Origin of the sequence: Flavobacterium sp. KMS (assembly GCF_000813005.1) — a bacterium.
In the GTDB taxonomy this organism is placed as follows: Bacteria; Bacteroidota; Bacteroidia; order Flavobacteriales; family Flavobacteriaceae; genus Flavobacterium.
Genome location: NZ_JSYP01000003.1, coordinates 267,101 through 281,244, shown reverse-complemented (window position 1 = coordinate 281,244; position 14,144 = coordinate 267,101). Strand labels below are relative to the sequence as shown.

Genomic DNA, 14,144 nt, shown 5'->3' with positions numbered 1-14,144 from the left:
GAATTATTAACCCCTAATTTTATAAATAATGAAGAAAGTAATTTATTTTTTGACCGTTGGTTTACTTTTAGGACTTTCGTCCTGTAGCAACGAAGACAATGTTTTAATTGATGGTGGTGCAAATGCAACAGCAAACAGCGCAAATGCATCTACAAGCAGAATCCTTACTGATCCGGCAATAGGAACTACAACAACTCTTAATCTAACGAGTTCTTTACTGGCAAGCGGAATCACTACAACTGGTGGTAAGTATTGGGAAAACACTTATGTATCTAACACAAAACTAAATGTAGATATATTTACGTTTTCGCACACAGCTACATCTGCGGGATACAACTACTGGGATGGTTTTATAGTATCTAACGTAAATGACATTAAAGATTACGGTTCTGGTGCTGCTCCGGGCGGATCAGATGGTTGGGTGCCTCACCAATGGGGAACTATGGCAGGAAGTGGTTTTAATACTTCTTCTACAATTGCGCCAGGAACTCCGGGAACAACAGGAGATCCTTATATTGTAGCTTATTGGTCTAGTTATTTAGATCCTAAAAATCCACAAGGAACTACTTTTACTGAAGGTGGTTTTTCAAATTGGGTAAAAATAGGAAATACAGGAACATACCAAGTTAAAGGATTGAAAATTAATATGCATCCATGGCCTTATTATGGTTGTTTAAATGGAGATGGTTTTGCTAAGAAATTTGTTTCTGGTGATCATTTCGAATTATTAATTTATGGTGTTGATGCAAGTGGAGTTATCTCTGCTCCAGTTACACATACATTAGCAAATCATACAGGAACTTCTCTTGTGATGCCAACAGGCTGGGTAGATGTAACGGCTCTTAAACTAGCTAGTTTAGGAGATGTTAAATATCTTATTTTCCAGATGGCTTCAACAGACTCAGATCCTATTTACGGAATCAATACTGCAGCATACTTTTGTTTAGACAAACTTTCGGTAAAACGTATAGACTAAAACAAATTGTTTGCAATACAAAAAAGAGCCATTCAAAAGATGGCTCTTTTTATTATCTAATTTTTTATATCTGTTTAAAATGACCCGTTTTTAAATAATACTACCCGTAATAAGCAAATCTCCTGGGCAATTTACATCCTTTAATTCAATGTAATTTCCTTGCGGGAAAATCAAATTCTTTAATGCAAATACAGAAACATCATTAAAACTTACATTGAGTTGCTTCGTTAATTTTGGCGGAATTTGTTCATTCAATTGAATATTGAATAATGCCTGCAAATCATTCCCACAACCACAAGGGCCACCACCCGAAAGATGCCCGCTAATTTTAACATCCTGATTAGTCATTTTAAATGAAATATTTTGTTCTCTGCCAGTACCCGATATGGTAAGAGGCATAGAAGCAGAAATATTTAAGGTATAATCAGATGAATGGTCTTTAGTACCAGACTCCGTACGGAACCAAATAATTGTTTTCCAATATTCTGTAAAATGTTGCGTGCGCTGCTGATTAAAATCTAATTTTATATTTGTTCCATTAGGAGTTAAAGTCATTCCTGAAATTGGTTCAGAAATGATTCCTCCATCAACAGCATACTTGGATATTTCAACAACACCTCTAGGACTTGTATAGCTACTATCCAGAGCGCTTAAATTTACTTCTGCAGTAAGCGCACCTTGATTAAACTTTCCCGACCATGCCTTCGACTTATTAGTATCTTTAGGATTGGTACCTTCTAATTGCCAACCCAATTTATCCAAACTTTGTGGCAACACACTTTCAAATAAAACTTTACTACTTACAATCATACTCACATCTGATCCCATTGGGATAGGTTCGGGTAAATCATTAAGAAATGTTTGACTACTTTCCGCAATTCTATCATTAGTCATAATGAAAAGTTGTAAAATTTGATTAGCAGAATTGCGTGTAATCAGCGTTTTAAATAAAAATTGGTTAGGTTTCATATCGCTAATTTTACCAATCTTACTTTTATCTAGTGAGCTAATAACAAAAACTACAGGATTCTGTGTAAAATAAGAAATGAGTTCCAAATTGAATCTTGCTTTTTCATCATTTCCTTCAATATTAATGTTTTTGGGAACAAAAGTTCCCTGTGACATGTCCAGAATTACGCTTAACACATTCTCGCTTGCAATTGTACCCGATCCTACAATTCCTTTTGCCTCGCTTAGCGGAATCTGTGCTTGAATAAGAGCCCCAGGATTAGATACTTCTGGTTCATCCCATTCTATAGGTTCTGATTTGTATTGTGATCCTTTCGTTATCTTTCCAGAATGGATGATGCATTCCATCTTTACATTGGATGGATTGTTGGGAAGAAAAGAGAGTTTAGGATATCCATATTCGGCTTCAAACTTTACCCAGGTTTTCACTTTAGATGTGGCATCATAATGATACTCTAATTTAATTTTTCCTCCGTATGATTTATCTTTTTTTAATTCATCATACTGTTTGTTAATAGTTTCCTGAATTTTGGTAAGCCCCATATTAAAAACAACATCCCAACCATTTGTAACCGTTTTTCCTTGCATTAATACCAGCATATCCTGCAAAGAAGGTGCGGAGGTAAGAGCATTACCAAGAAGTCCTTTTTTAACTCCCGATAATAATCTACCAGGTAAATCCTCTATTCTTGCCTCAAGTACAAACTCGAGTGTTACGGGTACAAATGCATCTTCTAACTCTATTCCTTTATTAATTTCTGTTTTAGGAAAACTAATGTTCCACTTACAGAATGGCGTAATCGGGCTAACCTCTTTAGACCATGTATCGCCGCCGTCTGTAAAATTCGGGGTGTTAGTATCACATTTATACTCATAGATACGTTCACGAGAAGGCGTTTTAAACATACGCGGAATCCTATTGGGAGCACGATCAAAAAACGGATTACCTTCATACGTTAATTTTAAAAGGTATTTACCACTTTTTGTTTTTACCGAAGTTCCAACGCTTGCCACTACAGACTTAACACGACAATTAATGTATTCGCTAAAATTTACATTATCAAGACCAATATCCAGAATATAAGCATTACCATTGATTAATTTACCTACAGGCACTTCTACTGTAATACGTATCGGACTAGTTACAGATTGATGAATAGAATTTAGCAAATTCAAAGCAGTTAAGGTATTCTGGCTTTGCTTAACAATTGTACCTTTAAAACTCAGCAAATCAAATGCTGTCATTAATGTGGGCGCTTGAAGATTCTCATATTGAAGTGCCTGATCTTGTAAAATCAGCGTTTTAGAAAGCATGCTCAACATACGATTTCGTAAGAATTGAAGTGAAGCAGTCATACCAATCAAATCAAGATTAAGCGGTTCTAGCGACGGAATATTACCCGGTTTTAGTTGGTCTTTTATTCCATCGAGTCTTTTTTGCTGCGCTTCGCTCAATACGTTTAATCTTTGCTGATTATAAATATCTTTGGCGAGTTGGTTTGCTGCATCTTTTGCGCTAAGCAACGCTTTTCCGCGAAGAAGTAGAATTTGAAATGCATTTATCAAATCATTCTTTTCTTGTACAGGCGGTCCAGAATCGATTATAAGCTTCATATTAGCACTCATTTCATCCCATGCCAGATTCGATTCGATAGCAAACGAAGCATTTTTTAGTTCGTTAAGAGCTTTCTCCGCATTTAGCAATTCCTCAACACCTTTAACCCCCGTTGTAAATACTTTATAAGAAGCATTCAGAATATTAAGTAATTTCTGCATCTGTTGCACTTTAAGTCCTAATTCCTCTACAGCTTTGATTGATTTGGCTGGAATAGCAATAGATGTAGCTACGGAAAAAATAGTCGTCGCCATATCAAGACCAAATTGTATCGCTTGCCGGGTTTGCCAATCTCTTACAGCCTGCTTATAGTTTGTTACAGCAGTTTGCAAATCAGATTTTTGACTGTCAACATTTTTCTGAAAAGTAGCAATTTTAGCTTCCAGACTTTTGAGTTCTTTTTCTTTTTGGGTAATAATTTCTTTGTAATACGAACTCAGGTCACGTTGCTGGTCGGCATTTGCCTGAATAAACTTTGTAAGCAATTTACCCGATTCAATTATATTCTCATTCAGCGATTTACCTACATCTATAATTAGTTCCTTTGTCTTTCTTGCCTCAATAATATCCTGATATTTTTGTATCTCAAGAGCAATACCGTCAGAATATTGTATAATAGTTTCTATATGTTTTTTGTATTCTTTAGCCGGTAATAGTGGTACATAAGCAGCATATTCGGGATTCATAGCATTTCGGACACTATCCATCGCTCGTACTCTCAAATCTAGCACACTTGCATTACTACTTACTTGAGGAAGAATGCTGGTAATCCAACCCATCGTATCTGCCACAAAGTTTAATGCATTTTTTTGATTCGTATCGTTAAAATCAGTACAACCTGCCATAATAGATTCGGCAAAAGAATAAGCAAAAGATAAATTTTCTTCCATATCTGGAAATACATCACTTTCTTTAGGTTCCTTACGAACATCATCTGTGATTAATACAAGAGATCTACCGTGTATTTTGGCTGTATCATGCATAAATTTTAGCCCGTCTACTATGGTAAAATGCTCCGTGAAATCGTCTTTTGTAACAACCATTCCGCCATAAAAAACTTTACTATTGAAGTTAAATGATTTATAACCCTCTTTACTTAGTTTGCAAACAACAACGCCTTTATCAGTTTCCATATTAGTACTTTGAGTAAGTATATTAATATAGTTTCCGGGAATGCTTATCGTGCCAATTTTTGAATATAGATATTGCGAACAAAGTATGAATTTTAACGCCTTATTACTGGCTATAAACTGCATTTCATCCAACGCTAGTTTGGCTTTATACGTATTTATGTCTTTTGTTACAATTGTACTAAGAAATCCCGGAATTTCGGAGTCAGGGATAACATTCTTAATATCATACGGGAAATATTTTTCGAAGTTGGGAACAACACGATCCGTAAATTTTTGGATTAACGCCCCTTTTAAGATACGCTTCATTACCAAACGGCGGTTATACTCTGCAAAAACGGACAAGGTTGTAAGTTTGAATCTTGTAACTGCGTTTTCTTTATAATTAGCAAGATTTATTTTTCCATCTAAAAACGGTTCAAAAATACTATTGGTTTCTGACCATCTTTGATCGTGCCAAAGATTCTTTTTGATGTCGCTTTCTAAGAGTTTGCTATTACCAAAACTAATGAGTTTACTATATTCCTTTACAAAACCAAAAGCTCCTGTAAGGGCATTTGTTGTAAAATAGCAAAAATTAACAGAGTCTTCATTTGTGTATTTATTTTTAGAAAAACTAGCCGAAACCTTCTTAAAGGAGTCTTTATTGTATGCAAACACCTGAAAAATAATATCTCCCACATTTACACCAGATACAAAATGAGTTCCCCATTCGTTAAAATGCTTCATGCAAATATTTGCCTGATTTAAAGTCGTTTCTGCAGGATTGTATTGTCCTTTTTCATCATCAGAAGCTCTTACTTTAATCAAACTTTTGCGAAAATCTTCCTCAATCTGATATTCTGTCGAAGGTAATAACGGATTAGGATGTAATATTGTTCCAGATTTATTGATAGGATGAAAAGCCGTAGCTGATAAGCGTTCTAGCTTAACAAGAGCATACGAGGTATCTGATGCTTTTAAATCTAAACCTAGATTCTCAGAAAGTTTCTTTAATGCTTCATCGCGATCCTGATCACGCAATAACATAGTTCCCGCAGCGACTTCAGCATCTGGAGCACCATCATTAGGGTTATCAATTTGATATGGAAATAGAGCATTTAAAAGATTTTCTGCATCTTCGTGAATAGAAACTATTGGGTAATTCCATTCCAGTTTTTTATCGGGATTTATATCTATTTCTAGCTCTTTCAAAGCTTTTTTATCTTGCAGAAACAAGCCTTGATTATCTACAGACGAAGGATTCCAAGAAGGGTTATATCCAAAGATTAAATTAGTTGTGGTACCTAGTGTAATTTTACTTTTTATAATTGCCATAATACTATAATTGGGGTATTAGTAAATAATCGCGTGCCACATATAAATCAATAATTTATAAGTAGCCGCTTAGCTCAAAGTAAATAAAAAGGAAGTGTTTTTTTATAGGTAAAAATACCTGAATAATTTACCGATAAAATAGCATATATTTATAATCTGTATCCATATATAAATTGTTTTCTGTATCTGTACCTGTTTTTATTTAGTACGTAGGTTTGTAGTAAACAAATCCTCCTTATGAATACTCAAACAAATAACGCTCAATATCTAGAATTTGGAACTGTAAATATCTCGCACCTTGGTAGCATATTAAATATATCTAACCGTGCAAAAGAAAGGACTAAAAACAATCCAAATCTGATACAAAATATAGACGAAAACAATATGAATCATTTTGGACTTCCGCTAAGTGTTGCTCATTACGGAAACCAAATGTTAGGCTACGGATTTGTAACAATTAATAGCTCTGGAGAAACTGAATTTAATTATTGCTTTGAAGAAAAAGAACATAATGCATCACAAATAAAAGATGGTTTAGAACTAGAAGCAAAAAAAACTTTCAAAGTTTTATTTAATGATAATGCTACCAAAGAAAATGCAGTACAAAATGCGATTGATAAACTAGCAAACTGGATTGATCAGTGCTAGTTTTTAGAACAAATAATTAAGCTTTGTTTACACAAAAAAGCGAACCATGTAAGTTATGTAAGTTCATTTAAACGAAGTGTTTTAAAACTTATATTTTCTTAAATCACTTATATGGTTTAAAATGCTTTTTAATAAAATATTAGCCAATAAGGTTATATAACTTGTTAAGATAATAATTAAAGAAATGGCTAAAGAAGTCTTATATATAAAAATTGCTCATATTATTCAGGAACAGATTTTATCTGAAACGCTAAAAATAGGAGATAAGCTACCTTCAATTCGTGCACTACAAAAATTATATAACGTAAGTATCAATACTGTTAAGCAAGCATTTTTAGAATTAGAAAGTAAATCTTTGATAGAATCAAGACCTAAATCTGGCTTTTATGTAAGTAATACATCTAATAGGAAATTTTCGATTCCTTCGATGAATAAATTGAAAGTATCAGAAACCCAAAAAAGTCCTGACGATTTAATTACTAAGGTGTTTGACACTTTTGGTGATAAAAGCATTACCCAATTTTCTTTGGGAGTTCCGCATAAGAGTTTGCTTCCTATTGCCAAACTGAATAAAGGAATTATTAAAGCTACGCGAAATCTGGAGGAGAGTGGAACAGACTATAATTTGGTTCAGGGAAATTTAAACCTGAGACGTAATCTCGCAAAATGGTCGCTTGTATTAGAAGGTAAACTAACCGAAGATGATTTTGTAACTACTTCTGGAGCTATGAATGCTATTTATAGCTGCTTAATGGTCACAACCCAACGAGGAGATACCATCGCTATCGAAAGTCCCGTTTATTTTGGAATACTCCAAATTGCAAAGTCTATGGGACTTAATGTTATCGAGCTCCCTACACATCCCACAACTGGAGTAGATCTTGATGCTTTAAAAAAAGTAATCCCAAAGATTAAAGCATGTTGTTTTATGAGCAATTTCAGTAATCCATTAGGTAGCTTAATGCCTGATGAAAATAAAAAAGAATTGGTCGAATTGCTTACTTATCATAACATTCCGCTTATAGAAGATGATTTGTATGGTAATCTATTCTTTGGTGCCGCCAGACCAAAACCTTGTAAATATTATGATGAAGCAGGAATTGTGATGTGGTGCGGATCAGTATCCAAAACACTTGCTCCAGGATACAGAGTAGGATGGGTTGCTCCAGGACAGTTTAAAGAGAAAATAATCAGACAGAAATTAGTACAAACAATCTCTACGCCATCTTTGTATCAAGAAGTAGTTGCCGATTTTATGGAATTTGGAAGATATGATCATCATCTAAGAAATTTTAGGCACACTTTGCATACAAATTGTCTGCATTTTCAGCGTGCTGTCGAAGATTATTTTCCTGAAAATACTAAGATTTCTCAACCACAAGGAGGATCTTTTCTTTGGCTTGAACTTGACAAAAAAATTGATACCGCTTCATTATATGATATTGCAATAAAGCAAAAAATCAGTTTTGCTCCAGGCAGAATTTTCACCCAACATGATCAATACAATAATTGTATGCGTCTTAATTTTGCTTTAGAGTGGAATGATAAACTGAATCTAGATATAAAACGACTTGGCACAATTGTAAAAAATGCTTTGTAATACTGTTGCCTATAAAAACATATAACTGTCATTGTGACAGCTCGTCTTTACTAGTGTTAATTTTTAACTAAAATAACTATATATCAGCAATTTAAATAAAACCACTTAAACTAATAAGTTCAATATAAAAACAAATGAATCAAGATATAATTAACTCTCAATCAAGAATAAAAATAATAGATTACACCGATAAATTCAAAGAATCTATCAAAATTCTGAACTACGCTTGGCTAGAAAAATATTTTAGAATTGAAAAAATGGATGAAGTTTCACTCTCAAATCCAAAAGAAGAAATCATTGATAAAGGTGGTTTTATATACTATACTACATTAGATAATGAAATTGTTGGGACAGCTTCACTTCTAAAAAAAAGCGATACTATTTTCGAATTAGGAAAAATGGCGGTCAGTGATAAAGCACAAGGTTATGGTATTGGCACATTATTATTAGAACATTGCATTACAACTGCAAAGGATATGAAAATAGAAAAACTAATTCTGTATTCTAACACAAAGTTAGAGTCAGCAATACATCTTTATCGCAAATATGGATTTGAAGAAATCGCATTGGAGCAGGGGCTTTATGAACGAGCAAATATTAAAATGGAGAAGAAGCTACCTTAAGAGGAGGAACAAAGAAAAAAAGCAACAAAGGCTCAAAGGTTGAAAAAAAGAAGAGACCAAGATTAATTTTAACCACAATGTATCCCCAATCTTGTCTCCCTGACGAAGGAAGGGTCTCCGCGAGTAGCTCAAGAATAGAGGGGAAAATATTAAAATTTTAATAATGGGCTTGCATTTGACATAGAGTAAATACTCTATATATAAAATAGACTAAATGCTCATTTTTTTAGATTCATTCTTAGATTGTCGAGCTACTCGCGGAGATTGCTTCGCCAGTTCGCTATCGCTCGTATCTTCGTTCCTCAGAAAGACAAGTTTGCGGTTAAACTATACAAGCTACGACCTCAGAAGCTTAGTAACTTAGAACCTTAGTAACTAATAATTAATTTAAAAAGCTTCACCGATTCGGAAATAAAGTCCCCAATCGCCTTTTCCAACAGCTGCATCCAAGCCAACATTAAATTTCTCGTGTTTAAAGGCTCTGTAGCGATAGCCAATTCCTGCACCAGGGTATAAATTCCAATTAAAATCGGAGGTATCAGAACCATAAATAGTTGCTACGCCAGCAAAACCAACAAGACCCATTTTTTTATTAAAATTATAACGGTATTCCGCTTGTAAAGCCATTAGTCCGTCACCACGGTATTTCCCTTCTGAATATCCTCTAATATCCTCACCGCCAATAGTTACTTGCTGCTCAAAAGAAATATTCCCTAAACCAAACTTACCCGAAAAACGAGCTGCTAGTACATCGGTTCCGCTTCGCATAGGAAAGTATTTATTGTACTCTGAAAGAATTTTATTGGCACTGACATCATTATCAACCCACGTGGGATAACCAATCCAACGCAATTTTACTTTATCACCTTTGGTAGGATAATAAACAGCGTCACGAGTATCATACATCATATTTAGCTGCAAACCATTTGTTTGAGTAACAGAAGATGGTTGTATATCATCTTCATAATTTGTATCGTAATGCGCATACGAATAGCCAATACCAGCATATAATGCCTTAACCACTTTACGCTGAATAGTCATCGCGGCAACAGTTTTTTTGGTTGAATAATCATAAAAGTCAGGCGTGTCGATATCATCTACATAAAACTGAGCATTTTGATTTCCTGTTATAAAAATAAATTGTGCACGCCACTTATCTTCATTAAAATACCATTTATTAAAAGAAGCTACAAAATAGGATTTATTGGTCGTATAAACTGCCGATATACCCGAGAGCGATTTAGGAGAAATAGTATCGGCTTTATTGAGTTTGTACATCATCATAGGAATAGCACCAAACATAAAATCTAGCGTTCTATTATAATTAAGATAAGGCATTACATTAAAATCGATATTCTTGGGACTTGCCTTAGTTTTAGCAGTGCTATCGGCTGGTTTTGTTTGAGACGATGCACATAAACAAAATAAAAACAGCATTATAGTAGGTAATATTTTATGCATTTTGGATTTATTTTAAGTTACTGTATAAACTATTTAATGTATTCCAGAGGGTATGCAAATGGGGGCATTCTTAGTCCAAGCAAATAATTTTATGCTTGATAAAACTTAAAGATAAATTATTTTTTTTAAAGCAGCAAAGGCATATATTAACAGAACCTAATATTCTATATTATATTGATTATTAAACTCCTAAAAACTCATTAGGTCTTTTATTCAGTATCTGAAAAAAGCTAGAACTAAATGCTTGTATACTTTTGTAACCTACAAGATAAGCTACTTGAGATACGGTATATTTTCCGGTGCTTAAAAACTCAACACCTTTTATAATGCGTACAAACTGAATGTACTTAGAAATTGTAATTGTTGTTTCTTTCTTAAATACTCTTTCCAGAGATCTTAACGACATATTATTGTTTTCGGCAATTGTGCTAACCTGTAGATCATTCCCGATATTATCTATAATAAAGTTACTTATTTGTAATAAACGTTCATCATTTGGGATTACTACATTTAAAGCAATTGCATCTTTAAAAAAACTTGGTAATTCTACAAAAATAGCATTCAGAAAAGCTTCTTCCTCCACCGAATAGGCTTCTTTTTTACTCCATTTAGAAGAATAAGATATAATCTCCCGAAGCACAGGAGGAACAGAAAAAATTCTTAGTTTATCATAAAAATTATCTTCCTCTTTGACAGAATAAAAAATGGTTCTCAAATTTATATCTTCAGAAACAGCAGTAGTTCTGTGAGATAGGTTAGAGGGAATCCATGCAGCATGATTTTGAGGCAAGAGATAAATACGTCCAGCCACATGCAGGTATTGAAAACCTTTCTCTACATAAACAAGTTGCGCTCTTTTATGAGAGTGCTCATCGGTATCATGTACCCAATTATCTTCAAACCAAACATAGGCTTTCTTGGCAATTCTGTCTACTAATTCATGATTCTTCATAATACATCACACAAATTACTTTTGTCGTTTTAGATTAAACATCTGGCAAATTTAATTATAATACACATTGTAAATTTGCAGAAGAAAAAAAATATTATGAATATGCATAAAAAAGACTGGAAAAGTAACACTGGATTTTGTTTCGGAATCTTACTGCCATTCGTTGGGATATTATTTGTTGCCTCTACATTACGAGCGCCATTAACGGCTCTTGGGCCAGTATTAACAGAGATTAGTAAATCACTAAATCTATCAAACAGTGAGGCAGGACTTCTTACAACCATTCCGTTAATGGCATTTGCATTCCTATCTATACTTGTTGGGCAATTATCTAAAAAACTGAGTCTAGAGAAGTTTCTGCTTTTCTCGATAGCACTTTTAATCGCAGGATTATACATAAGAGTAATGGGTACAGTAGTTTCACTATTTCTAGGATCGGCTATATTAGGTATCGCAATATGTATCGGAAATGTTTTGGTACCTGGATATATCAAAAAAACATTTCCTAATAAATCCGGAATGGTTATCGGTTTCTATTCTGTATCGATGAATCTTACGGCAGCTCTAGCTTCTGGATTTAGTATAGCTATTGGTAAATTAAGCGGTCTTGGCTGGAAAGGTTCTTTGGGATTATGGATTTGGATTGCTGTATTTTCTTTTTTAATATGGTTGCCAATCGCATTAAAAAGAACAGAAAACATAGAGAAAGTTGGAATTGTAAAGAGTAATTTAAACATCTTTAAATCACCACTAGCATGGCAAATTAGTGTATTTATGGGGCTTCAATCATTAATGTATTATTCGATTGTAACTTGGTTACCAATGCTATTGCAGGGTTATGGTATGGTAAAAGAAGAAAGCGGATGGGTTTTGTCTTTCATGCAAATGGCAATGTTGCCTTTAACATTCCTTGGACCAATTATAGCATCTAAACTGACTAACCAGAAAAGCTTAATTTTTGTTGTTGCCGCAGGAATGTTTATTAGCGTTTTACTTATACTATTCTTTCAGTTGCAATATATTTATACTGCAGTTATTCTTTTCGGAATATCCTCAGGATTATCATTCAGTCTGTCAATGATGTTTTTTGTACTTCGTACTGCAGATAGTCACACAGCAACAAGAATATCTGGTATGGCACAATCGGTAGGTTATTTATTAGCCGCATTTGGCCCTCCTATATTTGGTAGTTTATATGAGTACGGAAACAACTGGAACTTATCTTTATATTTCCTTTTAATCATAGTTGTAATAATGCTTTTTGTTGGACTTAAGGCAGCAAGAAACAGAATAATAAATCAAGAATAAAACAAAACCCAACTACTTATTTAAGTTTAAAACAGGCAATTAATGCCTGTTTTTTTATGTCCATAAACATCATTATTTGTATGAATTTAACACTTAAAAAATAGGTATAAATACGGTATCGATATTTAAATTTTCGTTTTAAATTGTAGATAAATTAAAAATCCATAAACCAAATATTATCAAAGTATATAAAAAAGGAAAGTTCAACCCCCTAAATTATTATGATAATGGACAAAATTAAATTGAATTTCATCAATAAATCTAATGATGCAAAGAACAATAATGTCGTTATTTTTCAACAAAATGCTGCTCAGGAATTTGAAAAAACTGCTATTGCCTGGAAAGTAATAGAAAACAGTGCTAAACTAGATAATCATCCTTTTACATTTTCGATGGGTTATGAAGTATCTGCTTGTGATTCATACGGTAATTTTACTCCCATGTTTTACACTTATGAAGGAACAGCGTATGAAATGGTCATGGATAACTCTGGCAGCGTACTGAGAGTTGCATCAAAACCAGCTACAAATCTTAGTCAAATAGAAATCAAAAATGCACTTCCATCTGGAATAATCGATGCAAACTGTTACAGAAACAATAGATTAATTGCTACAAAAACAAACTTGAAGCCGGGAGATAAAGCCGTTTTTGAATTTTATCCAAGACTTTTTATAGGTGTTGTACCTGAAATAGAAGAAGGAGATATATTAGATTCTGCTATAATCTCTCAGATTAATTCACAAATCAATCTTTTTGGTATTACTAGCGCAGATATCGTAATGACAGGTGGTGGACCAGGTAATAATTCTACACCATTCTATTTTAATTTAGAAAACATAAACAAACAATGAATAGAGAAATAAAAACTTTTGATTTTTTTCAGTACAAGCCTTTTGCTAAAGACTCCGCCAATTTTTCATTCCTTGCTAAATTAGCTGCATTAAAAATGAAAGGGCATAGGGAACAAATACAAAATGAAGCGATAGCCTATATTGAAGGTGTTGCACCTTATGAGTTACAATATATATTTAACCCAAACGAGCTACAAGGAAATATAGGCAAATTCAAATCATTTTATAATGTCTTAAATAAAGAGACCGATTTTACTAAAATAATAGAGCAAACCTGCCTATTTTTTGATACTAATGTAGATGATTTTTCAAGATACTTAATAAGTGATTCTTATCTGGAAAACAAAGAGAGATTATGGGAATCTTATTTTGCTTTGATTATAGAAATGGGATTTCAAAACGAGAACCGTACTGCTATAATAAAAGTAATAGGACTTTGTAATTTTCTAGAAACAACCTTTAATCATCTGGATGATTCCCAATTAAGCACCACACTCGATACAGCAAAATTAGTATCTCTATTTAATGCAAATGTCATTTTAGATAAAGATATATTTCCGCTGCCTTCTTCGTCATACATCTCTTTTAATTAATGCGATACAAAGAGTCATCCTAAAATGGTGGCTCTTTTTTTTGTTTCAATAGTTGCTGTAATTAAATAAGTAAACAATTCAGGATAAAACTATAAAACAGA

Annotated in this window: 10 protein-coding genes; 7 read left to right on the top strand and 3 right to left on the bottom strand. The window is 33.4% G+C overall.

The genetic code is table 11. The features are described 5' to 3' along the window. Window positions 1-28: 28 nt before the first annotated feature. Window positions 29-976: a DUF4465 domain-containing protein gene (locus OA93_RS05515; protein ID WP_052259384.1), complete on the top strand. Its 948-nt coding sequence runs from the start codon at window positions 29-31 to the stop codon at window positions 974-976. Window positions 977-1,066: 90 nt separating this feature from the next. Here the strand turns inward: OA93_RS05515 and OA93_RS05510 are convergent, their stop codons facing one another. Further along, window positions 1,067-6,007 carry a hypothetical protein gene (locus tag OA93_RS05510; protein WP_039112119.1) on the bottom strand — a complete coding sequence of 1,647 codons (4,941 nt, stop codon included), beginning with the start codon at window positions 6,005-6,007 and terminating at the stop codon, window positions 1,067-1,069. Between the two features lie 237 nt (window positions 6,008-6,244). On the opposite strand from OA93_RS05510, the gene OA93_RS05505 reads away from it, so the two are divergent. The 3 genes from OA93_RS05505 (at window position 6,245) to OA93_RS05495 (ending at window position 8,878) form a co-directional block, all read left to right on the top strand. After that, a complete protein-coding gene (locus OA93_RS05505) occupies window positions 6,245-6,655 on the top strand; it encodes a hypothetical protein (protein WP_039112118.1) in 411 nt (136 codons plus the stop codon). Between the two features lie 184 nt (window positions 6,656-6,839). Further along, entirely contained in the window at window positions 6,840-8,255 is a 1,416-nt protein-coding gene (locus tag OA93_RS05500; protein ID WP_039112117.1) for a PLP-dependent aminotransferase family protein, read from the top strand. A gap of 134 nt (window positions 8,256-8,389) precedes the next feature. Continuing rightward, window positions 8,390-8,878: a GNAT family N-acetyltransferase gene (locus OA93_RS05495; RefSeq protein ID WP_052259383.1), complete on the top strand. Its 489-nt coding sequence runs from the start codon at window positions 8,390-8,392 to the stop codon at window positions 8,876-8,878. A 387-nt stretch (window positions 8,879-9,265) separates the two neighbouring features. On the opposite strand, the gene OA93_RS05490 is transcribed toward OA93_RS05495, so the two are convergent. Both OA93_RS05490 and OA93_RS05485 read right to left on the bottom strand, forming a co-directional pair. Next, on the bottom strand, window positions 9,266-10,339 hold the full coding sequence (locus OA93_RS05490) for a BamA/TamA family outer membrane protein (protein WP_039112116.1): 1,074 nt from the start codon (window positions 10,337-10,339) through the stop codon (window positions 9,266-9,268). 181 nt (window positions 10,340-10,520) lie between these two features. After that, the gene (locus OA93_RS05485) at window positions 10,521-11,291 is read right to left on the bottom strand and encodes an AraC family transcriptional regulator (RefSeq protein WP_039112115.1); all 771 of its coding nucleotides are present in this window, start codon (window positions 11,289-11,291) and stop codon (window positions 10,521-10,523) included. Between the two features lie 96 nt (window positions 11,292-11,387). Between OA93_RS05485 and OA93_RS05480 the strand changes: the two genes are divergently transcribed. The 3 genes from OA93_RS05480 (at window position 11,388) to OA93_RS05470 (ending at window position 14,043) form a co-directional block, all read left to right on the top strand. Beyond that, complete coding sequence (locus OA93_RS05480; RefSeq protein WP_240474680.1) at window positions 11,388-12,599, top strand: MFS transporter; 1,212 nt, start codon at window positions 11,388-11,390, stop codon at window positions 12,597-12,599. A gap of 227 nt (window positions 12,600-12,826) precedes the next feature. Further along, the gene (locus OA93_RS05475; protein ID WP_039112114.1) at window positions 12,827-13,450 is read left to right on the top strand and encodes a hypothetical protein; all 624 of its coding nucleotides are present in this window, start codon (window positions 12,827-12,829) and stop codon (window positions 13,448-13,450) included. After that, a complete protein-coding gene (locus OA93_RS05470; RefSeq protein WP_039112113.1) occupies window positions 13,447-14,043 on the top strand; it encodes a hypothetical protein in 597 nt (198 codons plus the stop codon). The genes OA93_RS05475 and OA93_RS05470 overlap by 4 nt, the downstream gene beginning before the upstream one ends. The last annotated feature ends 101 nt before the right edge of the window (window positions 14,044-14,144 follow it).